The sequence below is a fragment of the Bordetella muralis genome (genome assembly GCF_054781015.1).
In genome coordinates this window covers 400,151-419,395 of sequence record NZ_BAAGVF010000001.1, presented here as the reverse complement: position 1 = coordinate 419,395, position 19,245 = coordinate 400,151, and the positions used below count along the sequence as shown (strand labels likewise).

General features: G+C 60.9%; 22 protein-coding genes. 13 read left to right on the top strand and 9 right to left on the bottom strand.

Annotation, left to right across the window (positions count from 1 at the left end; all coding sequences use genetic code 11):
* Positions 1 to 17: 17 nt before the first annotated feature.
* The 5 genes from cydX to purT form a co-directional block, all read right to left on the bottom strand.
* Positions 18 to 152, bottom strand: coding sequence for a cytochrome bd-I oxidase subunit CydX (gene cydX / locus ACYVIT_RS01945; RefSeq protein WP_415808740.1), 135 nt, complete (start codon positions 150 to 152; stop codon positions 18 to 20).
* Between the two features lie 28 nt (positions 153 to 180).
* The gene (gene cydB / locus ACYVIT_RS01940; protein WP_415808739.1) at positions 181 to 1,335 is read right to left on the bottom strand and encodes a cytochrome d ubiquinol oxidase subunit II; all 1,155 of its coding nucleotides are present in this window, start codon (positions 1,333 to 1,335) and stop codon (positions 181 to 183) included.
* Between the two features lie 15 nt (positions 1,336 to 1,350).
* Complete coding sequence (locus ACYVIT_RS01935) at positions 1,351 to 2,928, bottom strand: cytochrome ubiquinol oxidase subunit I (protein ID WP_415808738.1); 1,578 nt, start codon at positions 2,926 to 2,928, stop codon at positions 1,351 to 1,353.
* 206 nt (positions 2,929 to 3,134) lie between these two features.
* Complete coding sequence (locus tag ACYVIT_RS01930; protein WP_415808737.1) at positions 3,135 to 3,680, bottom strand: GbsR/MarR family transcriptional regulator; 546 nt, start codon at positions 3,678 to 3,680, stop codon at positions 3,135 to 3,137.
* A gap of 386 nt (positions 3,681 to 4,066) precedes the next feature.
* Complete coding sequence (gene purT, locus ACYVIT_RS01925; protein WP_415808736.1) at positions 4,067 to 5,281, bottom strand: formate-dependent phosphoribosylglycinamide formyltransferase; 1,215 nt, start codon at positions 5,279 to 5,281, stop codon at positions 4,067 to 4,069.
* Positions 5,282 to 5,391: 110 nt separating this feature from the next.
* Between purT and ACYVIT_RS01920 the strand changes: the two genes are divergently transcribed.
* From ACYVIT_RS01920 to hprK, 8 genes are all read left to right on the top strand, one after another.
* Positions 5,392 to 6,381: a KpsF/GutQ family sugar-phosphate isomerase gene (locus ACYVIT_RS01920; protein WP_415808735.1), complete on the top strand. Its 990-nt coding sequence runs from the start codon at positions 5,392 to 5,394 to the stop codon at positions 6,379 to 6,381.
* Positions 6,378 to 6,986, top strand: coding sequence for a KdsC family phosphatase (locus ACYVIT_RS01915; RefSeq protein ID WP_415808734.1), 609 nt, complete (start codon positions 6,378 to 6,380; stop codon positions 6,984 to 6,986). The genes ACYVIT_RS01920 and ACYVIT_RS01915 overlap by 4 nt, the downstream gene beginning before the upstream one ends.
* A 14-nt stretch (positions 6,987 to 7,000) precedes the next feature.
* Positions 7,001 to 7,612 carry an LPS export ABC transporter periplasmic protein LptC gene (gene lptC, locus ACYVIT_RS01910; RefSeq protein WP_415808733.1) on the top strand — a complete coding sequence of 204 codons (612 nt, stop codon included), beginning with the start codon at positions 7,001 to 7,003 and terminating at the stop codon, positions 7,610 to 7,612.
* 98 nt (positions 7,613 to 7,710) lie between these two features.
* On the top strand, positions 7,711 to 8,271 hold the full coding sequence (gene lptA / locus ACYVIT_RS01905) for a lipopolysaccharide transport periplasmic protein LptA (RefSeq protein ID WP_415808751.1): 561 nt from the start codon (positions 7,711 to 7,713) through the stop codon (positions 8,269 to 8,271).
* Between the two features lie 28 nt (positions 8,272 to 8,299).
* Positions 8,300 to 9,091: an LPS export ABC transporter ATP-binding protein gene (lptB, locus tag ACYVIT_RS01900; RefSeq protein WP_415808732.1), complete on the top strand. Its 792-nt coding sequence runs from the start codon at positions 8,300 to 8,302 to the stop codon at positions 9,089 to 9,091.
* 235 nt (positions 9,092 to 9,326) lie between these two features.
* Entirely contained in the window at positions 9,327 to 9,665 is a 339-nt protein-coding gene (hpf, locus tag ACYVIT_RS01895; RefSeq protein ID WP_094819663.1) for a ribosome hibernation-promoting factor, HPF/YfiA family, read from the top strand.
* 356 nt (positions 9,666 to 10,021) lie between these two features.
* The gene (locus tag ACYVIT_RS01890) at positions 10,022 to 10,477 is read left to right on the top strand and encodes a PTS sugar transporter subunit IIA (protein WP_176456437.1); all 456 of its coding nucleotides are present in this window, start codon (positions 10,022 to 10,024) and stop codon (positions 10,475 to 10,477) included.
* A gap of 17 nt (positions 10,478 to 10,494) precedes the next feature.
* Positions 10,495 to 11,421, top strand: coding sequence for an HPr(Ser) kinase/phosphatase (gene hprK, locus ACYVIT_RS01885; RefSeq protein ID WP_415808731.1), 927 nt, complete (start codon positions 10,495 to 10,497; stop codon positions 11,419 to 11,421).
* Positions 11,422 to 11,432: 11 nt separating this feature from the next.
* Here the strand turns inward: hprK and ACYVIT_RS01880 are convergent, their stop codons facing one another.
* Positions 11,433 to 12,752, bottom strand: a complete 1,320-nt coding sequence (locus ACYVIT_RS01880; protein ID WP_415808730.1) for a c-type cytochrome — start codon at positions 12,750 to 12,752, stop codon at positions 11,433 to 11,435.
* Positions 12,753 to 12,760: 8 nt separating this feature from the next.
* Positions 12,761 to 13,375 carry a c-type cytochrome gene (locus ACYVIT_RS01875; RefSeq protein ID WP_415808750.1) on the bottom strand — a complete coding sequence of 205 codons (615 nt, stop codon included), beginning with the start codon at positions 13,373 to 13,375 and terminating at the stop codon, positions 12,761 to 12,763.
* A gap of 334 nt (positions 13,376 to 13,709) precedes the next feature.
* Between ACYVIT_RS01875 and rapZ the strand changes: the two genes are divergently transcribed.
* Positions 13,710 to 14,582, top strand: coding sequence for an RNase adapter RapZ (gene rapZ, locus ACYVIT_RS01870; protein WP_415808729.1), 873 nt, complete (start codon positions 13,710 to 13,712; stop codon positions 14,580 to 14,582).
* Positions 14,579 to 15,607, top strand: a complete 1,029-nt coding sequence (locus ACYVIT_RS01865) for a septal ring lytic transglycosylase RlpA family protein (protein WP_415808728.1) — start codon at positions 14,579 to 14,581, stop codon at positions 15,605 to 15,607. Before rapZ ends, ACYVIT_RS01865 begins: the two co-directional genes overlap by 4 nt.
* A 14-nt stretch (positions 15,608 to 15,621) precedes the next feature.
* Here the strand turns inward: ACYVIT_RS01865 and ACYVIT_RS01860 are convergent, their stop codons facing one another.
* Together ACYVIT_RS01860 and rsmI are read right to left on the bottom strand one after the other, a co-directional pair.
* Positions 15,622 to 16,209: a methylated-DNA--[protein]-cysteine S-methyltransferase gene (locus tag ACYVIT_RS01860; RefSeq protein WP_415808727.1), complete on the bottom strand. Its 588-nt coding sequence runs from the start codon at positions 16,207 to 16,209 to the stop codon at positions 15,622 to 15,624.
* On the bottom strand, positions 16,206 to 17,144 hold the full coding sequence (gene rsmI, locus ACYVIT_RS01855) for a 16S rRNA (cytidine(1402)-2'-O)-methyltransferase (RefSeq protein ID WP_415808726.1): 939 nt from the start codon (positions 17,142 to 17,144) through the stop codon (positions 16,206 to 16,208). Before rsmI ends, ACYVIT_RS01860 begins: the two co-directional genes overlap by 4 nt.
* Positions 17,145 to 17,212: 68 nt before the next feature.
* Here rsmI and ACYVIT_RS01850 point away from each other — a divergent pair, with 68 nt between their 5' ends.
* The 3 genes from ACYVIT_RS01850 to ACYVIT_RS01840 all read left to right on the top strand — a co-directional run bounded on the left by ACYVIT_RS01850 (position 17,213) and on the right by ACYVIT_RS01840 (position 19,226).
* A complete protein-coding gene (locus ACYVIT_RS01850; protein WP_415808725.1) occupies positions 17,213 to 17,713 on the top strand; it encodes a YraN family protein in 501 nt (166 codons plus the stop codon).
* A gap of 182 nt (positions 17,714 to 17,895) precedes the next feature.
* The gene (locus ACYVIT_RS01845) at positions 17,896 to 18,489 is read left to right on the top strand and encodes a phosphoheptose isomerase (protein ID WP_415808724.1); all 594 of its coding nucleotides are present in this window, start codon (positions 17,896 to 17,898) and stop codon (positions 18,487 to 18,489) included.
* The gene (locus ACYVIT_RS01840; protein ID WP_415808748.1) at positions 18,486 to 19,226 is read left to right on the top strand and encodes a BON domain-containing protein; all 741 of its coding nucleotides are present in this window, start codon (positions 18,486 to 18,488) and stop codon (positions 19,224 to 19,226) included. Before ACYVIT_RS01845 ends, ACYVIT_RS01840 begins: the two co-directional genes overlap by 4 nt.
* Positions 19,227 to 19,245: the final 19 nt, after the last annotated feature.

Genomic DNA, 19,245 nt, shown 5'->3' with positions numbered 1-19,245 from the left:
ATCAAACTGCGTGCTCGTCACGTGCGCTCAGATGCCTTGGCCAGCCGAATAGGATCGTGTTCCTCACCTTCACGCAGTTCAAACCACATGGCGTTCAAAATGCCAAACGCACAGGCCAGACTCAAGCCCAGAATCCACGAGAAATACCACATACGTTTACGCTCCTGATAATAGGATCGGCTAATAAGAATTGGGCGTACCCGAGATCGACTCGGTCGTGACCTTGCCGCGCATGACGCGATAAACCCACGCGGTGTAGACCGTGATGATGGGCATGAAGAACGCCACGGCCAGCAGCATGATCCATAACGTCAGATGACTGGATGATGCATCCCATATCGTCAGCCCGAAACGCGGCACGGTCGAGGACGGCATCAGGAACGGAAACAGCGCAAGCCCCACCGTCAGAATGACGCCGGCCACTGCCAATGACGACACGACGAAGGCCAGCCAATTCACCCGAACGCTCAGCAGCAATGCCACGATCAACGCGCCACCCACGCCCAATGCCGGCGCAATCCAGGCAACAGGCCATTTTTCAAAATTCGCCATCCATGCGCCGGCCTGTACCGAGACCTCTTTGAGCGCGGGGTCCGACGCCGCCAGCGTATTCGTCGCGCTGACAACGACATGTCCGTCCAGACCGCCCGCAACCCAGAACCCGCCCGCCGCAAACAACGCCGCAGTCAGCACCGCGGCAATACGGCCTGCCTGACGCGCACGCGCCGCCACGGCGCCCTCGGTACGCCACGCCAGCACCACCGCGCCGTGCATGATCAACATGACCACGCTCAACACCCCAGCCAGCAAGGCAAACGGACTGAACAGCTGATAAAAATGCCCGTGGTATTCCGGCCGCAGCGTATTGCTGTCAAAGCCAAACGGCACACCCACAATCAGATTGCCCATGGCCACCCCAAACACCAGAGCAGCCACCACTCCCGAGCCGCAAAGCACGAAGTCCCAGGTATTGCGCCAGCGCGTGCCTTCCATCTTGCTGCGATACTTAAAGCCTACCGGCCGCACAATCAACGCGATCAGCACCAGCATCATCGCCAGATAAAAGCCCGAGAACGAAGCCGCGTACAACAGAGGCCACGCCGCAAACACACCAGCACCCGCGGTAATCAGCCAGACCTGGTTGCCCTCCCAGACAGGGCCCACGACATTGATGACCACGCGCCGTTCGGCATCAGTGCGCGCCACCACCGGCAACAACGCCGCAATACCCAGATCAAAGCCGTCCATCACGGCGAAAGCAATCAGCAGGAAGCCCAACAGCCCCCACCACACCACGCGCAGTGTCGCGTAGTCAAAAGGAATCAACGTTTCCATGTGCGGTCTCCGTGCTCAGTAGGCATCAACAGCAGCCGCCACGGGGTCGGCCTGGGTGGGACGCGATGTGGGCGCCTCGGTCTTGGGCCCGGCTTTGATCGCGTGCAACATGACTTTCACGCCCACAATCAACAGCACGGTGTACAACACCAGGAATATCCCCAAACTGATTGCCAGATCGGTAAACGTCAGCCCGGAGGCGGCATAGTACGTAGGCAGGACGCCTTCGATCACCCAGGGTTGACGTCCGTACTCGGCGACAAACCAGCCGGCTTCGATCGCCACCCACGGCAGCGGCAGGCTCCACAGTGCGATCTTCAACAAGGCCGGCCGGCTATCCAGACGCCCGCGCGACGCCAACCAGAATGCGACCGCAAAAAAGGCGATCAAATACATTCCCACTGCGACCATGATGCGGAAAGCCCAGAACAGCGGCGCCACATTCGGGATCGTGTCCAGCGCTGCCTTTTTGATATCGGCATCGGTGACCTTGCTCAGGTCAGACTGATAACGCTTGACCAACAAGGCGTACCCCAAATCGGGCCAACCTTTGTCCAACACCATGCGCGCTTCGGCGTCGCCGGGATTTTTCCGGATGCGCTCCATCGCCTGGTATGCCACGATGCCCTCGCGAATGCGGAACTCCGCCCGCCTCACCAGATCGTCAATACCGAGTAGTGGCGTCGTCAGTGAACGAGTACCGATGATGCCCATCACATACGGAATCTCGATGGCAAAATCGTTTTTGCGCTCAGCCTGGTTTGGAATCGCAAACAGATTGAAACTGGCCGGCGCCGGCTCGGTGTGCCACATGGCCTCTATCGCCGCGATCTTCATTTTCTGATGCTCGGTGGTCAGATAGCCGCTTTCGTCTCCCAGCACCACCACAGACAGCGATGCGGCCAGACCAAAGCTGGCGGCCACGGCCATGGAGCGCTTGGCCAGATCCACGTGACGGCGACGCAAGAGATACCAGGCGCTGATCGACATGACGAACATCGCCCCAGCGACATACCCTGCGCTCACGGTATGAACGAATTTGGCCTGAGCGACCGGGTTGAAGATGACCGCAGCAAAATCGGTCATTTCCATCCGCATGGTATCGGGGTTGAACACCGCACCAACTGGATTCTGCATCCACCCATTGGCAATCAGAATCCATAGCGCCGAGAAATTCGTGCCGAACGCCACCAGCCATGTCACCACCAAATGGCCGACCTTGGACAGGCGATTCCAACCAAAGAAAAACAGACCAACGAACGTGGCCTCGAGGAAGAAAGCCATGAGGCCTTCAAGTGCCAACGGCGCACCGAACACATCGCCTACGTAGTGGCTGTAATAGGACCAGTTCATGCCGAACTGGAACTCCATCACCACGCCGGTCGCCACACCCAAGGCAAAATTGATGCCGAATAATGTGCCCCAGAACATCGTCATCCGGCGCCAGATGTCCCGGCCCGTCATGACGTACACACTTTCCATGATGGCCAGGATGAACGACAACCCTAGCGTCAGCGGCACAAAAATGAAGTGGTACATCGCGGTCGCGGCAAACTGAAACCGCGACAGGTTCACAACGTCTAGATCAACCATGGACCGCTCTCCCCGGACAGGCAACGAACCCCGACGGCATGCGTGGACCACAGCCGACGCAATGAGTGTTGCATACGATACTCTCAACGGCGTGAATAAACCCAGCGGGTGTGCCGCGGGGACCAAGAAAATCAGGAGTAAACCGACGCTTTCTTGACAAGGACCTACAAGGCAACTTCATAACTTTCTCTATATACGCCACGACGTCAATCCCGGCCTCGCAGCTTGCCGGCAAAATCCAAGGCCTTTTGCACCCTTTTCCCTAACTGCATCAGGCGTTGCAACGTCTCTGGAGGCAGGCCATGCACTTCATCGAACCACCCCGTTGTCAACTCGATGAGTTCGAGCATCTCGTTCATGCGTTGCTGGGCATAAGCCTCTGACTCACCTTTGGGCGGCTCAAGCAAGGTATCGCGCAGCAGCGTCAACGTCGGATCGATTTCACGCTTGCGCTTTTCCTCCATCAGGATGCGAAAGATCTCCCAAACGTCTTTAGGCGTCTCGAAATAGTCGCGCCGGTCACCGACTCGATGGACCAGCTTGACCAATCGCCAGGACTGCAACTCCTTGAGCCCCATACTGACGTTCGAGCGCGAAAAACCCAGCGCCTCTGCGATGTCGTCTGCATGTAATGGCTGTGGCGACAGAAACAGCAATGCGTACATCTGCCCGACGGTGCGATTCACGCCCCAGCGGCTGCCCATTTCGCCGAAATGCAGTACGAATCGTTCTGTTTGAGGGCTAAGCGGCATAATTTTGTTACTTTGAATTCAGAAATTTCTGAAATTATCGAACAAATAGAACATGAAGACAACTGACTCATGCGCAGCGATGCGCACAAGTCGACCATCCGCCATCAAGAAACTTGGAAATGCAATCGCGGCATCATACGGCTGCAGAATGCATAAGTCGTGACGATTCCACCCACAAATCGTCATGCCATGACGAAAATCAAATGGGTGGTGAATTTTTTGTTGCTGGGCCGCCCCAAAACAAAAATGCCCCCTGGGGGGGCAGCAAGCCGGAGGCGCAGCGTGGGGGTCTTCCCATTGCAGGGCCGCCCCAAAACAAAAACGCCCCCTTGGGGAGGCGCTTTCATCGTGGCAGGCGGTGCCACGGCATTCTGCATGCAACGCGGTCAGGCCTGGACGGCCACCGTCGACGACACGCGCTTGGCCTTTTCCCGGGCCGCGTCCACATCGGCAGCAACCGCCAATGCCACGCCCATACGACGTTTAATAAACGATTCCGGTTTGCCGAACAGCCGTACATCAGTACCCGGCTCAGCCAGCGCCTGGGCGACGTTATGAAACGTCACGCCCTTGGTGTCGACTCCGCCATAAATAACGCTGCTGGCACCCGGTTGGCGCAGCGACGTATCGACCGGCAAACCCAACAGCGCGCGCGCGTGCAACTCGAACTCGCTTTGCACCTGCGAAATCATCGTCACCATCCCTGTGTCATGTGGCCGGGGGCTGACCTCCGAAAACCAGACCTGGTCGCCCGCCACAAACAACTCGACACCAAAGACCCCCATGCCGCCCAGATCCCCCGTGATGGCACGGGCGATATCGCGGGCACGCTCCAGCGCCGCCGGCGACATCGGATGCGGTTGCCAACTCTCGACATAATCGCCGTCCACCTGACGATGGCCGATCGGGTCGCAGAAATACGTTTCGATACTGCCGTCTGCGGCCCGCGCACGTACGGTCAGCAAGGTGATTTCGTAATCGAACTTGATGAACCCCTCGACGATGATGCGGCCCGCACCGACACGGCCGCCTTCCTGGGAATATTGCCAGGCAGCGGCAATCTCGTCGGCGCCATGAATCACCGACTGACCTTTGCCGGAGGAGGACATCACCGGCTTGACCACGCAGGGATAGCCGATACCGCCCTCGATGGCCTCGCGCAGCGCCGCCTCGGTATCCACGAAGCGATATGGTGAAGTCGGCAGGTTCAGGGTTTCTGCCGCCAGGCGGCGGATGCCCTCGCGATTCATCGTCAGTTGCGCCGCCCGCGCAGTCGGCGTGACGCGCACGGCGCCAGCCGCCTCCAGCGCCACCAGCACGTCTGTCGCAATCGCCTCGATCTCGGGCACTACTACGTCGGGGCGCTCTTGCTCGATCACGCGCCGCAAGGCCTCGGGATCCGTCATCGTGATCACGTGCGCACGATGTGCGACCTGGTGACCCGGCGCGTCGGCATAGCGATCGACGGCAATGACCTCGACACCGAGCCGCTGCAACGCAATGATGACTTCCTTGCCGAGCTCCCCGCTGCCCAGCAGCATGACGCGGGTAGCCGAGGGAGACAAGGGCGTGCCCAATACGGGCGCGGGAAACGAGGACATGATGAGAAACCTGTCTAAGTAAAAAACGAGTAAAAACGAAATTTTGCCGCGCCAGCATGCCATAGCCCCCGACCGGCGGCAACTGACCATACTGCGATTAAAATCCGCTCATGACCGATCATCCCACTCTCTCGCCTGACACGGCACTCGATTCGGCACGCCGCACGCTGCAAATCGAAGCCCAGGCCATCGTCGACCTGTCCGCCCGGCTGGACGGCGACTTTACGCGCGTCGTAGAACTGCTCCTGGCCTGTCGCGGCCGGGTTGTCGTCAGCGGCATCGGCAAGACGGGCCATATCGCCCGCAAAATCGCCGCCACCTTTGCCTCGACCGGGACTCCCGCGTTTTTTGTCCATGCCGCCGAGGCCATACATGGCGACCTGGGCATGATCACCCGCGACGATGTCCTGATTGCGGTCTCGCACTCCGGTTCGGGCCAGGAGTTGCTCACCATCCTGCCGGTCGCCCGCCGCATGGGCGCCCGCCTGGTCGCCATCACCGGCAACCCCGCATCCGAATTGGCGCAATTGGCAGACCTGCACCTGGACACCAGCGTGGCTCAAGAAGCCTGCCCGCTGAATCTGGCCCCCACGGCCAGCACGACGACTGCGCTGGCATTGGGCGATGCGCTCGCTGTCGCCTGCCTGGAGGCTCGCGGTTTCGGCCCCGAGGACTTTGCCCGGTCGCATCCCGGTGGCACCCTGGGCCGCCGTTTGCTGACTCACGTACGCGACGTCATGCGCGATGGCGCCGCCCTGCCGCTGGTCGCGGAGGACGCCAAACTCTTCCCCGCCCTCGAAGAAATGTCCGCAAAAGGCATGGGCATGACCATCGTGTTAGATTCGTCGGGTAAACCGGTCGGCATTTTCACCGACGGCGACTTGCGCCGCCTCATCGAACGCCATGGCGACATCCGCAATCTGACCGTCGCTCAGGGCATGACCCGTATGCCGCGCAGCATAGGCCCCGACGCGCTGGCCGTCGATGCCGCCCGCCTCATGGACGAGCAACGGCTCAACCAGATGCTGGTTGTCGACGCCAGTGGAGCCCTGCTGGGCGCTTTGCATATGCATGATCTGATGGCAGCCAAGGTAGTATGAATATGAATATCCCCCGCTCTTCTCCCCACCCCGCCGAAGCGCTGGTGCTGGCCCGCATTCCGCCTGCCGTGCGCGAACGTGCCGCCGCGGTGCGCCTGATGGTCTTCGACGTGGATGGCGTACTGACCGACGGCAGTCTGTACTACGGTGAAAACGGCGAGGAACTGAAACGGTTCCATACCCTGGATGGCCATGGCCTGCGCCTGCTCACCGAGGGCGGCCTGAAAATCGCACTCGTTACCGGGCGTTCGGGCCCCATCGTGAGCCGCCGTGCAGCGGAACTCGGGATTGCCGACGTCATGCAAGGCATCCGCGACAAGGCCGGTGCCCTGACGGAACTCGCACAACGACACGCCGTCGCGCTCAACCAGACAGGCTTTATGGGTGACGACATCATCGACCTGCCGGCCATGCAGCGCGCGGGCTTTGCCGCAAGCGTGCCCAACGCGCCGGGCTATATCACTCAGGCGGCGCACTGGGTCGCCTCGCAGCCAGGCGGCAGCGGTGCGGTACGCGAATGCTGCGACCTGCTGTTGGCCTCGCAGGGCCGGCTCGGCCCCTTCATGATGGCGCCGGGCCTGCTGGGCGCAGGCGCCATCCAATAACCCATCGGCCAGGCATGAAAGAGCGACTTCCCGCACTAATCGCATTATTGTTGTTGATTGCACTGGTGGCCTGCACCTGGTGGGCTGCCGACTACGCACAACGCGCCATTCCCGTCGATCCGCCACGCCGTCTGACACACGAAATGGATTCCTGGGCGCGCGACTTTGTCATGCTGCGCACCGACCCCCAGGGCAAACCCATCAATCGCATGGAAGGCAAATACGTGGAGCACTTCCCCGATGACGATTCGTACCATGTCACTGCCCCGCGTGCGATCGGCCAGCAAGAAGCCAACCCCATCACCGTCGGGACGGCCAACACCGCCGTCATGGAACAGGGCGGCAAACGCATCGTCATGAACGGCAAGGCCCATTTGCACCGCCAGCAAGACGCCCAAAACGATGCACTTGACGTACGCAGCGAACAGCTCATCATCCTGCCTGATGAGGATGTCATTTATACCGACCTGCCCGCCGTCGTCCTCAAGGGCAATTCGCGCATGAGCGGCACTGGCATGCACTACAACAACAAGACCCGGCAACTCCAGGTCTCCGCGTCGACCGACGTTGAGATTTCCGGTTCCGAAACACGTGGCCGTACTCGAAACGGCGCCAACCAGAATTGACCATGACAGACAGAACTTTCCCCCATGTCGCCCCCTTGGCCTGCCGCCACCGCGTGGCACGTGCCGGCGCCTTGCTCCTGACGACGCTGTTGCTAGGTATGGGCGCCAACGCTCACGCGCAGCAGCAAAGCGATTCGGCTGAAGAGCCCAGCACCATGATCTTGTCGGACACGCTGCACTATGACGACCTCAAACGCCAAAGCGTATTCACGGGCAACGTGGTGCTCACACGCGGGCTGATGAAACTGACCGCCGACAAGCTCGAGGTCAACGAAGACGAGGCGGGCAATCAGCACGGTACGGCTATTGCGAACAAGGGCAAAGTCGTCACGATCCGCCAAGAGCGCCCCGAGACTTTTGACGTCATCGAAGGTACGGGCCTGCGCGCTGAATACGACAGCAGCAAAAGTCAATTCGACCTGATCGGCCAAGCCGTGGTGATCCGCTATATCTGCGGCAAACAGTTCGACACGATCCGCGGCGAGCGGGTACGCTACAACGAAAAAACCGGCGTTTACCAAGCGCAAGGCGGTGCCAACTCTTCTGCCCCCGGCGGCCGCGTGCGTTCAGTCGTCGAGCCGCGCTCCAAGGCCGATGCGGCAGTCGCCGAATGCCGGGCCGGCAAGGGCAACAAAAAGGCCAAACAAACTAATGGCTAATCCTTCTTCATCTCTCAGTACCGCAGCAATGACTGACACCCGCACGCCGTCTCCGCCGCCCTCCGCCGCTGGCGTCAAGCAAGGCAGCCTGCGTGCCACGGGCCTGCGCAAGGTCTACAACGGCCGCACCGTCGTGCAAGACGTCTCCCTGTCGGTTGTCAGCGGCGAAGTGGTGGGCCTGCTGGGCCCCAATGGCGCCGGCAAAACCACCAGCTTCTACATGATTGTCGGCTTGGTGCCGGCCGACTCAGGCAGGATCGAAATCGATGGTACCGCCATCACCTCGATGCCGATTCACAAGCGGGCTCGCATGGGGCTGTCTTATCTGCCTCAGGATGCATCTGTGTTCCGTCGCCTGACCGTCGAACAAAACATCCGGGCAGTCCTGGAATTGCAGCTTGACGCACACGGTAAAGCCCTATCCGAACCACAAATCAAAGAGCAGCTCGAAACACTGCTCGATGAACTGCAGATCGGTCATATCCGCGGGAGTGCCGCGATTTCCTTGTCAGGCGGCGAACGCCGGCGTGTAGAGATCGCGCGCGCCCTGGCCACACGGCCGCGTTTCATTTTGCTGGACGAGCCTTTTGCTGGGGTCGATCCCATCGCCGTGATCGAGATTCAGCGCATCGTTCGTTTTCTGAAAGGCCGCGGGATCGGCGTCCTGATCACTGATCACAACGTGCGTGAAACACTCGGTATTTGTGACCGCGCCTACATCATCAGCGAGGGCAAAGTCCTCACCGACGGCCAGCCTGACGAAATCGTGGGCGACCCCGCCGTACGCCGCGTTTACCTGGGTGAGCATTTCCGGATGTAAGCAAAATAATTGCTGCGAACCCGACTTGTTTTACCCGATAGAGTCTATACACTAGTACTAACAGAGTTCCATTTCATCTTTCCTACAGGAGACCCTTTTATTCACTTTCCCGCGCGATAAGCGCACCTTGTAATGCCCTCGCCGCACCTTCGGCTTGCTGCTCCCCCGAGGGAGCGCGTTTGCCCACGGACGGCCTGACGGCAAACTTCTCTTTGATATAGAAGGAGAGCGCACTATGAACCTGAGCATCTGCGGTCGTCATCTCGACGTCACCCCGGCCATCCGGGAATATGTCATGAACAAACTGGCGCGAGTGCTGCGGCATTTCGATCACGTGATCGATACCCAGGTTATGCTCTCAGTAGAGCCCCTGCGGCATAGAGCCGAAATCACGATGAGACTACGTGGCAAAGACATCCACTGCGAAGCCGTGGACGAAAATCTCTATGCAGCCATCGACCTTCTGGCCGACAAGATCGACCGTCAAGTCCTGAAACACAAAGACAAGGTGCAAAGCCATACAGCTGAATCCGTCAAAAGACAAACGGACTTCAGCGCGCCGCCTTCCCCGTAAGGCCTCTACAGTACGACGGGCTCGCACGTAAGCGACCTAGCCCCATCCCAGATCCGCTCGACGGATCATGCTGACACCGGTGTCCCGCAGGATGAAACAATCCCGCCGGGGCATCGGCAAGATTCTCGCCCTTCCCCTCGCAGGCCTTTGTCACCGGTTACACCCCTGACTCGGCGTCCCCCTTTTCATTCTGGCCCCGAACCGACTATGCTTTCGGATTCAAACAGGCGAGCGACCGCAGCGATTTTGCCGCCGGGCCGCCCCCAAGGCAAAAAGCTCCCCCTCGAGGGCAGCAAGCCGAGGGCGCAGCGTGGGGGCTTTTTTGCACTGCGGCATAAAACTCTATAATGACCCGCATGAATCATTTGTCGCGCATCCTACCCGCCGGCAACGTTGTGCTCGACATGGCCGTTACCAGCAAGAAACGAGCATTCGAGCAGGCCGGGCTACTCTTTGAAAACCATCACGGTCTGGCCCGAACCGTTGTGTTCGACAGCCTGTTCGCTCGCGAGCGCCTTGGGTCTACGGCCCTGGGCCAAGGCGTGGCCGTGCCCCACGGCCGCGTCAAGGGGCTGGAAACGCCGCTGGCCGCTTTCGTGCGGCTGGCACAGCCCATCGCATTCGATGCTCCCGATGGCGAGCCCGTCTCCATGCTGATGTGCCTGCTCGTGCCTGAAACGGCTACCCAACAGCATCTGGACATTCTGGCCGAATTGGCCCAGCTCATGTCCAACAAAGCCCTGCGCGAGGCCTTGGCCACGGAAACCGATCCGGCCGAAGTCCACCGCATGCTGACCACCGGCCAACGCTGATATCGCGGGACAACGCCATGCTGACGGTGCAGGAACTGATCGACGATAACGTTGGTGACATTCCCCTTAACTGGATCGCAGGTCAGAATGCGGCCCAACGGGCGATTCCTGACGACGGCATGGCGGCCGCCGACCTGGTCGGTCACCTGAATCTCATCCACCCCTCTCGCGTCCAGGTATTTGGCCAAGAGGAAATCGCCTACTACCAGCGCATCGACCGCCGCCGCCGCGTCCACCTCATGGACGAGCTCTTGCTCGGAGGCGTGCCGGCCATTTTGCTGGCCGACGGCCTGACACCAACGCAGGACCTGATCGACCAATGCGAACAGCATCAGGTCCCCCTGCTATCGACACCGGTAGCCGCCGCCCAGCTGATCGATCTGCTGCGGATCTACCTGAGCAAGAAACTCGCACCCACGACCACCGTGCATGGCGTCTTCATGGACGTGCTTGGCCTGGGGGTACTCATCACGGGCGAGTCGGGGCTGGGCAAAAGCGAACTGGCGCTGGAATTGATCTCGCGCGGACATGGCCTGGTCGCCGATGATGCGGTGGAGTTTTCGCGCATTGCTCCAAACATGATCGAGGGCCATTGCCCACCCCTGCTGCAAAACATGCTGGAGGTGCGCGGACTGGGGCTGCTGGATATCCGCACCATTTTTGGCGAGACCTCCGTTCGCCGCAAAATGCGCCTGAAACTCATCGTGCATTTGGTGCGTGCGACGGCTCAAGACAAATTCGAGCGCCTGCCATTGCAAGACATCACGCAGGACATGCTGGGCCTGCCTGTGCGCAAAGTCATGCTGCAGGTGGCCGCCGGCCGCAACCTGGCCGTGCTGGTCGAGGCCGCCGTACGCAATACCATCCTGAAACTGCGCGGCATCGACACGCTGGGCGAATTCATGGAACGGCAGGCCATGGCGATCCTGCAAAGCAGCAAATAAACGCGCTCAGTTCAACGCGAAGCATCCCGCACACGCTTGACCTCGAATGCCGTCACCGCGCTCGCCCGGTTGTCCCAACTGAATCGGATAAACGAAATCAGCGCGGCAATATCGTTGTCCCCCAAGACCTGCCCAAAGGGCGGCATGCCATGCGGCCGAGGGTTGGCCGCCGTGGCCGGCGCGTAAGCCCCATCCAACACCAGACGGATCGCATTGATCGGCGACGGCGCGGTCACGGTGGGATTGCCCGCCAATGGCGGCCATGCCAGTCCGCTGCCCTGTCCCTGGTCTTGATGGCATTGTGCACAATGCTGGGCATACAGCTTTCCCCCACGGTCCATTACCGCGTTCGAGGGCTGAGCGGCTGCGTCGGACTGGTTGTTGGACGAGACGTCCAGGCTGCTCTGCGTAGGAGGCAAGGACTTCAGATACGTCCCCATGGCTAAAGCATCCGCCTCGCTCAGATACTGCGAACTGCCCAGCACCACTTCGGCCATGGGTCCGCTGGCCGTCGAGTGCTGCGCCATGCCTGTGCGCAACAACGCCGCGATGTCTTGCGCAGTCCATTTCCCCAAGCCTCTCACCGGATCGGCGGTCAGAGAAGGGGCATACCAATCCAACCCCGCAATCATGCCTCCGGTCAGCCCGTCTGCGGCTCGTGTCGCCCCCAGGCTGTTGCGCGGCGCGTGGCAGGCAGCGCAGTGCCCCAGCCCCTCGACCAGATAGCGGCCGCGATTCCATTGGGCAGATTGACCCTCGTCCTCTGGCAGCACGCCCGGCTCGAAATACAAAGCGCGCCAAAACGCCAATAACCCCCTCTGATCGTAGGGGAATTTCAGCCCATGGGCTCGACTAGGCTGACTGGAGGGTGTCACGGTGCGCAAGAACGCAAATAACGCATCGGAATCCGCACGCGAAACCCGGGTGTACTCCGTATAAGGGAATGCGGGGTACAGCAGGCTTCCGTCCTTGGATTTGCCGTTGTGCAAGGCTTGCCAAAAATCGTCAGCGGTCCAAGCACCAATACCGGCTTGGGGGTCGGGCGTAATGTTCGGACCATACAAGGTGCCAAACGGTGTGGGTATGGGCGTACCGCCTGCGTAGGTTTGGCCGCCAGGCACCGTATGACACCCCATGCAGTTGCCGAGCCTGGCCAGGTAGCGCCCCTGTTCGATCAGTTGTTGCCCCGCGACTGCCGATTCCGCGCCGGCTTGCGCTATAGCCGGACTCGGTGCCACGTCATCACGGGTACCAATCCAATACAAGACGCCCACGGCCGCCAGGCATGCCACGAACAAGGTCAACAGACCATATTGAATGATGCGTTTCATGCCGCCCCTCAGCGTTGCGCCTGACTGCCACATTCGGCAGGCAAGGTGGTTGCCCCTGCTGGGTCGGGCAGGTATGGCTCTACGACAGGACGCGACGACAGCCATGCCGACAGTGCGCCGATGTCTTCCGGTGTGAGCTTGTGAGCAACGTCAGCCATGCAATCGGGAGCGGCCGCGCGACGCAGTCCGTTTTTCCAGCCGCCGATCTGCGCGCCGATATAGTCGCGAGGCAAACCCAGCAGGCCGGGGATCGCAGGCGAGTGCCCGCTGAGCGCCGCACCGTGGCAAGCCACACATGCGGGCAAACCGCGTGCGGGATCGCCGTGCATGGCCAACACCCGGCCGTGCTCCAGCATATCAGCCGACACCACCGGCCGAACGGGAGGCGGATACGGCACATGCTGGTCCGCAAAATAGGAGGCAATTTCACGCAAATAATCGTCCGGCAATCCCGCCAGCAAATGGGTCATGGGCCGATATAGCCTTAAACCGTCACGAAAATTCAACAACTGATGGTAAAGATAGTCGCTGGGCTTGCCGGCCAACCGTGGGTAATAGCCATCGGCCCCCGCCTTGCCTTGTGCGCCGTGGCACGCGGTACAGGCAGCCACGCGCGCTTGCATGGTATCCGGCTGCAGGATGTCGTTGCCCGGCGCGGTAGATTGTGCAGAAACGGGCGACAGAGCGCTTAGCGCCACAAGAGCCCAGCCCAGCGCCCAGCGCAAGGGCCATCCCATTTGATACCTACAGGAAAACGCTGACATGGAGGATGCTGACATTGATTGCTGCGAAGGAAAGAAATCAGGACAATGAACGGCCGGCACGACATGGCGGCCTCATCTTACGCCGCCAAGTCCGATAGGTACAGAAAGCTCGTACGGCTCCCGCGCGCTACTGATCACATCACAACGCATCCGGTAGAGAACGGGTAGCCAAAATCATGCAACAATCAGGGTCATGTTAAGAGTCGTCCTCATTACCGGAATATCTGGCTCAGGCAAGTCGGTGGCATTGCGCATGCTCGAAGACACCGGCTATACCTGCATCGACAATCTGCCGGTGCGCTTCCTAAGCGAGTTCATCTCCAGCGCGCGCGATGAAAATCTGGAGCGGGTCGCTATTGCCATCGACGTGCGTTCCCCAGGAGAGCTGGCAGAGCTGCCTGACGTGGTGACCGCGCTGCGCGCCATGGGCACGTCGCTACGGGTCATTTTCCTGGATGCCAACACACAGACACTGGTCCAGCGTTATTCCGAGTCTCGCCGCCGTCACCCGCTGACAGACCGTTTGTCACGGGGTGGGCAAGCTCCCTCGCTGCTCGATGCGATTTCGCTCGAGCGCGATCTGCTGGCGCCCTTGCGGGAGCAGGAGCATGTCATTGACACCTCGGGCCTGACGCCGGGCCAATTGCGCTCTTGGATTGCCGATCTGATCCAAGACGATCGGCCGCCGTTGGTGCTGACGTTCGAGTCGTTTGCCTATAAACGCGGCGTACCCAACGACGCAGACCTGGTATTTGACGCACGCTGTTTGCCCAACCCGTACTATGACCGCAACTTGCGTCCATTGACGGGCCGTGACGAGCCTGTCGCTACCTGGCTGGCGAGCTTTGATGTTGTCGGACAGATGATTGACGACATTACGGGCTATTTGCGGCGCTGGTTGCCGCAATACACGCAAGATACGCGCAATTATCTGACTGTCGCTGTCGGATGCACCGGTGGACAACACCGTTCGGTCTATGTCGTCGAGCAGCTGGCTAAACGCTTTGCGGACCACGACCCGTTGTTGATACGCCACCGCGCCCAGTTACCGGACGAACACACGTGATCCGCACCCGCCAATTCCTGATGCCCTTTGTGGTCAGCCTGGCCGTGATCATCGCAGGCTGCTCGTCCACCAGCCCCCGGAAGGCGGGCGGATATTACAAGGACGACGGTCCAGGTAAAGATGTGCCCGCTGATGTCGATACGACGTCGGATGCGATTCCGCGTATCGAGCCGCTGGCTAGCGGGGCCAACCGTCCGTACACCGTGTTGGGCAAACGCTATGTGCCGATCACCGATCCGGACAAGCCCTACAAGGCACGCGGAGTGGCTTCCTGGTATGGCAAAAAATTTCACGGCAACAGCACCTCGATTGGCGAGTCTTATGACATGTACGCGATGACGGCGGCGCATCCCACGATGCCGCTGCCCAGTTACGCGCGTGTAACCAGCAGCGTCAATGGCCGTACGATCATTGTCCGGGTCAATGATCGGGGACCATTTCATCGCGGCCGCATCATGGATCTGTCGTATACCGCGGCGCATAAGCTGGGCTTGATCGGCAGCGGCAGCGGCGAGGTGACGGTGGAGCGCATTCTGCCCGAAGAGATCCGTCTGGCGCAGTCGCGGGGGACGGTGGTGACGGCCACTGGCGAGGCGGCGTCCACCGCCCGGGGAGACACGGTCACGCCTACACCGCTGCCATCGTCGACATTGACGATGACGGAATTGGAACCCACGCCGGTGGCGTCGATGGCGCCGGCCACTGTGTCGGGTGCCCCTGCTGCCGCGGATACGGCTACGGCTGTCGCGAGTGCAGCCAACACGCCTGTGCCGGCCTCGGCCCAGCCTGCCGGGGTTTATCTGCAAATGGGCGCCTTCAGCCAGCCGGCGAATGCGCAGGCGCTGGTGCGGCGGGTCAATAGTCAGTTGAATTCGTCGGCGGGGAATGTGCCCGCAGTCGTGCAGCAGAATGGCTCGCTGTATCGGGTGCGGTTGGGCCCTTATGCCGATCGGGCTACGGCATTGAATGTGGCGCAGCAGGTGGCGGATCGGACCGGCATTTTGCCCAGCTTGGCGACTTATTGAGGACGGTTACGGCATCACCAGGGCAGGTCTAGCTGGCCGTTGTCTACACGGCGCACGCGGGGATGATGGCCCAGGTAGCGGTGGCCCTCGTGTTTGAGCAAGGCTTGTTTGCGTTCCAAGCCGCCGCCGAATCCGGTCAGCGAGGTATCGCGGCCGATGATGCGGTGACAGGGAATGAAAATCGAAATCGGATTGCGACCGACGGCCTGGGCGGCAGCGCGAACGGATTTGGGCTTGCCGATGGACAACGCGAGATCGCTATAGCTGTTGGTCGTGCCAAAGGGTAGCGCCAACAGGGCCTCCCAGACGGCCTGTTGGAACGGCGTGCCCTGCGGGGCAAGCGGCACCTCGAATTCGCGGCGTTCGCTTGCAAACCACTCGGCCAGCTCTGTTTCGGCTTGGCAGAGTGTCGGGTGTTCGGGGTGCTTTTGCCATGCGTCTGAGTAGGCCGGCAGGTCCCATTGGTCCAGAAACCAAGCGCCGCTCAATGCGGGGAAATCATCGTTTGCACTGGACAGTGACGCCGCGGCGAGGCGCATTGGACCCAAGGGTGTCTCGGTGTCCAGATAAATCACGCGATGTTCGGCAGTAGGGAGTTTCATACATCTGCCTTGCGAGCTAGTGCCAGCGCGTACATGACGTCTCGCGGCTGGCCGGTGACTTTTGCGGCGACCTTTGCGGTGTCGCGCACGGATAATGTCTCGAGCAAGGCATCGAGTAGTACGAGGGTCGCAGGATCGTCGGGACCGGACTCGTCGTGTCCAGATGACGGTGCCGCATGTACGATCAGTACGAATTCGCCCTGGGCGCGGTGAGCATCCTCGGCGAACCAGTCGGCGGCCTGCGCCAGTGGCAGTGTGACGATTTGCTCAAAACGCTTGGTCAGCTCGCGAGCGATCGTCAGCTCTCGTTGTCCACCGCATACTTCGAGTAAATCAGCCAGCATGGCCGTAAGCCGATGCGGTGACTCGAACATCACGACGGGAGCGGGCAAGGCGCACCACGAACGCAGCCAGCGCTGCCGCGCCACGGCCTTGTGCGGCGCAAAGCCCGCGAAAGCATAGGCAGGATTTTCGTCGGAGGTCACGCCGCTGCCCATCAGGGCTGTGATGACGGCGCTGGGCCCGGGCACCGGCACCACGACATAGCCGGCAGCACGCACTGCACGCACGACGCGTGCGCCGGGATCGCTGACCGCGGGTGCACCCGCGTCGGAGATGAGCGCGACACGCTGGCCCTGTTCCAAGCGTTGACAAATGTCCTGGGCAGCAGCGGCCTCGTTATGGCGATGAGCGGCCATCAGCGGCGTGGAGATTCCCCAGGCGTCCAACAAACTGCGGCTGGAGCGCGTGTCCTCGGCAGCGATCACATCTGCCTGCGCCAAGGCTTGCCAGGCGCGCAGTCCCAGGTCACCCAGGTTGCCGATCGGGGTGGCCACCACGTACAAGGCGGCCTCGGGCCAGTACTGGCCAGTCACGCGCTCGGCCATGCGGCTCCAGGCATCGCCAGCCTGCGCCAATGGGACATTTTGATTCATTCGGGACACCACCAAACAGCAAAGTATGTCAGTGTAGCCGCCCCGACAAGACGATGGCATCCGGCCCCATGCATGACCCGTTTCTGGATATTGCCTACGCGCGCGCTCAGCAGGCGCAACAGCGTCAACTCAAGCGGCGCCGTGCCGCCGCCCGGCGAGCTGCTCGAGCGTCCACCGCAGATGGCGACATGGACCGCGAACCATCGGCATCCCCAACACAACGCGTGGGCGCGGAGCACGAAGACCGCGCGCTGCAACGGCTCATCGACGCGGGGCTGGTTCCGCTGGCACGCAATCTCCGGTGTCGTGCCGGCGAAATCGACCTTGTCATGCGGGACGGCGACATGCTGGTCTTTGTGGAGGTCCGAGCCCGCGCCAGCAATCGCTACGGCGGCGCCGCGGCCAGTGTCGGCCCCGAAAAACGCGCACGCCTCATTCGCAGTGCGACATTGCTGTTGCCCGGCTTGGCACGCCGGTATTGGCAGGGCCATACCCCGATCGCCCGCTTTGACGTGGTCGCCTTTGACGGCGATGAAATTGAATGGCTGCGGGCGGCATTCAGCCTGTGAAAGGCGGATAGTTTTGGTGACATGTGTATCTCTCCTGCGAACGCCGGATGTGCCTCGCACAGTCGTCCTGAGTTTGCCGGCCTGCGCCCCTGGGCGAATACCGGCGTGACACGCTTTGAACCCACCTCGCCGCCCGCAGGCGCGTCCGCCGCGTCCCCCTGCGACCATGAGATAATGCGCGCATGGATATGACCTCTAGAATGACGTCGCACTTTCGCGACGCCATGGCTGCCTGTGAAGAAAGCATGCACGCGCTGTCGGCCCCCCTGGCCAGCGCGGTCGATATGCTATTTGCGGCGCTGGCCAACAATGGCAAGATTCTCGCTTGCGGCAACGGCGGCTCGGCTGCCGACGCTCAACATTTCATTGCTGAACTGGTCGGCCGCTTCGAACGCGAACGGCTGCCCTTGGCAGGTATCGCCCTGAACACCGATACCGCCATTCTGACCGCGGTCGGCAACGATTACGGCTTTGAGGAAATCTACGAACGCCAGGTCAGCGCGCTCGGGCAACCGGGCGACGTGCTGGTCGCGATTTCCACCAGCGGAAATTCCGCCAACGTGATCCGCGCCATGGAGGCCGCTCACGACCGCGAAATGACCATCATCGTCCTGACCGGCAAGGGTGGCGGGGTCATGAGTGAACTATTGACCGAACACGACGTCAATTTATGTGTGCCTCATGACCGCACCATGCGCATCCAGGAAATTCACTCCCTGCTGTTGCATGCGCTCTGTGACGGTATCGATGCCTTACTTCTCGGAGACACCGAATAATGTTGGACACTCAAAAGGTTGCTCGCCCCCTGCTTCTGGCTGCCATGATCGCCACCGCGGCGGTTTCCCTTTCGGCCTGCGCCCCGTTGATCGTGGGCGGCGCCGCGGCTACCACCGCAGTCGTCATCACGGACCGGCGCACGTCTGGCGCTCAGCTCGAGGACAAAAACATCGAGTTCAAGGCCGAGAAGCAAATCGGCGACAAACTGGGCGACAGTGCCCGCGTCAATGCGCTCTCGTACAACAACGTGTTGCTGCTGACGGGCGATGTCCCCTCGGCAGAGGCCAAGACCCAGGCCACGTCCATTGCGCAAGGCATCCAGCACGTCAAAAAAGTAGTCAATCAGCTCAATATCGGGCCTGCAGCGTCGTTTAGCACCCGCTCCAACGACACCTGGCTGACATCCAAAGTCAAAACCCAGCTGATCAACACCAAGTATGTACCGTCTGCCACGATTGACATCACGACGGATCGTGGCGTGGTGTACATGATGGGTCTGGTCACCGAAGCCGAAGGCGACTACGCTGCCAACGCCGCCTCGACAGTCAGCGGCGTGACCAAAGTCGTGAAGATCTTCGAAACCATCAGCCGCGAAGAAGCCATGCGCCTGTCCGGGCAGAGCGACTCCAAATCGAGCACGACGTCGTCATCCAGTACCTCGTCGCAAACCAGAGCGCCCATCGAATCCGGTAGTGGCAACGCCACCAACGGTGTCGAGCTCATGCCGATCAAATAGGTCAACAGATTAATCCGGC

What these genes read in the sequence shown, in the direction of transcription:
- purT (WP_415808736.1), bottom strand. Translation starts at nt 5,281, where the DNA reads ATGTCCTCGTTTCCCGCGCCCGTATTGGGCACGCCCTTGTCTCCCTCG.
- ACYVIT_RS01935 (WP_415808738.1), bottom strand. Translation starts at nt 2,928, where the DNA reads ATGGTTGATCTAGACGTTGTGAACCTGTCGCGGTTTCAGTTTGCCGCG.
- hpf (WP_094819663.1), top strand. Translation starts at nt 9,327, where the DNA reads ATGAACCTGAGCATCTGCGGTCGTCATCTCGACGTCACCCCGGCCATC.
- rsmI (WP_415808726.1), bottom strand. Translation starts at nt 17,144, where the DNA reads ATGAATCAAAATGTCCCATTGGCGCAGGCTGGCGATGCCTGGAGCCGC.
- ACYVIT_RS01880 (WP_415808730.1), bottom strand. Translation starts at nt 12,752, where the DNA reads ATGAAACGCATCATTCAATATGGTCTGTTGACCTTGTTCGTGGCATGC.
- ACYVIT_RS01920 (WP_415808735.1), top strand. Translation starts at nt 5,392, where the DNA reads ATGACCGATCATCCCACTCTCTCGCCTGACACGGCACTCGATTCGGCA.
- ACYVIT_RS01850 (WP_415808725.1), top strand. Translation starts at nt 17,213, where the DNA reads ATGCATGACCCGTTTCTGGATATTGCCTACGCGCGCGCTCAGCAGGCG.
- ACYVIT_RS01890 (WP_176456437.1), top strand. Translation starts at nt 10,022, where the DNA reads ATGAATCATTTGTCGCGCATCCTACCCGCCGGCAACGTTGTGCTCGAC.
- ACYVIT_RS01860 (WP_415808727.1), bottom strand. Translation starts at nt 16,209, where the DNA reads ATGAAACTCCCTACTGCCGAACATCGCGTGATTTATCTGGACACCGAG.
- ACYVIT_RS01845 (WP_415808724.1), top strand. Translation starts at nt 17,896, where the DNA reads ATGGATATGACCTCTAGAATGACGTCGCACTTTCGCGACGCCATGGCT.
- lptA (WP_415808751.1), top strand. Translation starts at nt 7,711, where the DNA reads ATGGGCGCCAACGCTCACGCGCAGCAGCAAAGCGATTCGGCTGAAGAG.
- ACYVIT_RS01915 (WP_415808734.1), top strand. Translation starts at nt 6,378, where the DNA reads ATGAATATGAATATCCCCCGCTCTTCTCCCCACCCCGCCGAAGCGCTG.
- hprK (WP_415808731.1), top strand. Translation starts at nt 10,495, where the DNA reads ATGCTGACGGTGCAGGAACTGATCGACGATAACGTTGGTGACATTCCC.
- lptB (WP_415808732.1), top strand. Translation starts at nt 8,300, where the DNA reads ATGACTGACACCCGCACGCCGTCTCCGCCGCCCTCCGCCGCTGGCGTC.
- lptC (WP_415808733.1), top strand. Translation starts at nt 7,001, where the DNA reads ATGAAAGAGCGACTTCCCGCACTAATCGCATTATTGTTGTTGATTGCA.
- cydX (WP_415808740.1), bottom strand. Translation starts at nt 152, where the DNA reads ATGTGGTATTTCTCGTGGATTCTGGGCTTGAGTCTGGCCTGTGCGTTT.
- ACYVIT_RS01875 (WP_415808750.1), bottom strand. Translation starts at nt 13,375, where the DNA reads ATGCAAGCGCGCGTGGCTGCCTGTACCGCGTGCCACGGCGCACAAGGC.
- rapZ (WP_415808729.1), top strand. Translation starts at nt 13,710, where the DNA reads ATGTTAAGAGTCGTCCTCATTACCGGAATATCTGGCTCAGGCAAGTCG.
- cydB (WP_415808739.1), bottom strand. Translation starts at nt 1,335, where the DNA reads ATGGAAACGTTGATTCCTTTTGACTACGCGACACTGCGCGTGGTGTGG.
- ACYVIT_RS01930 (WP_415808737.1), bottom strand. Translation starts at nt 3,680, where the DNA reads ATGCCGCTTAGCCCTCAAACAGAACGATTCGTACTGCATTTCGGCGAA.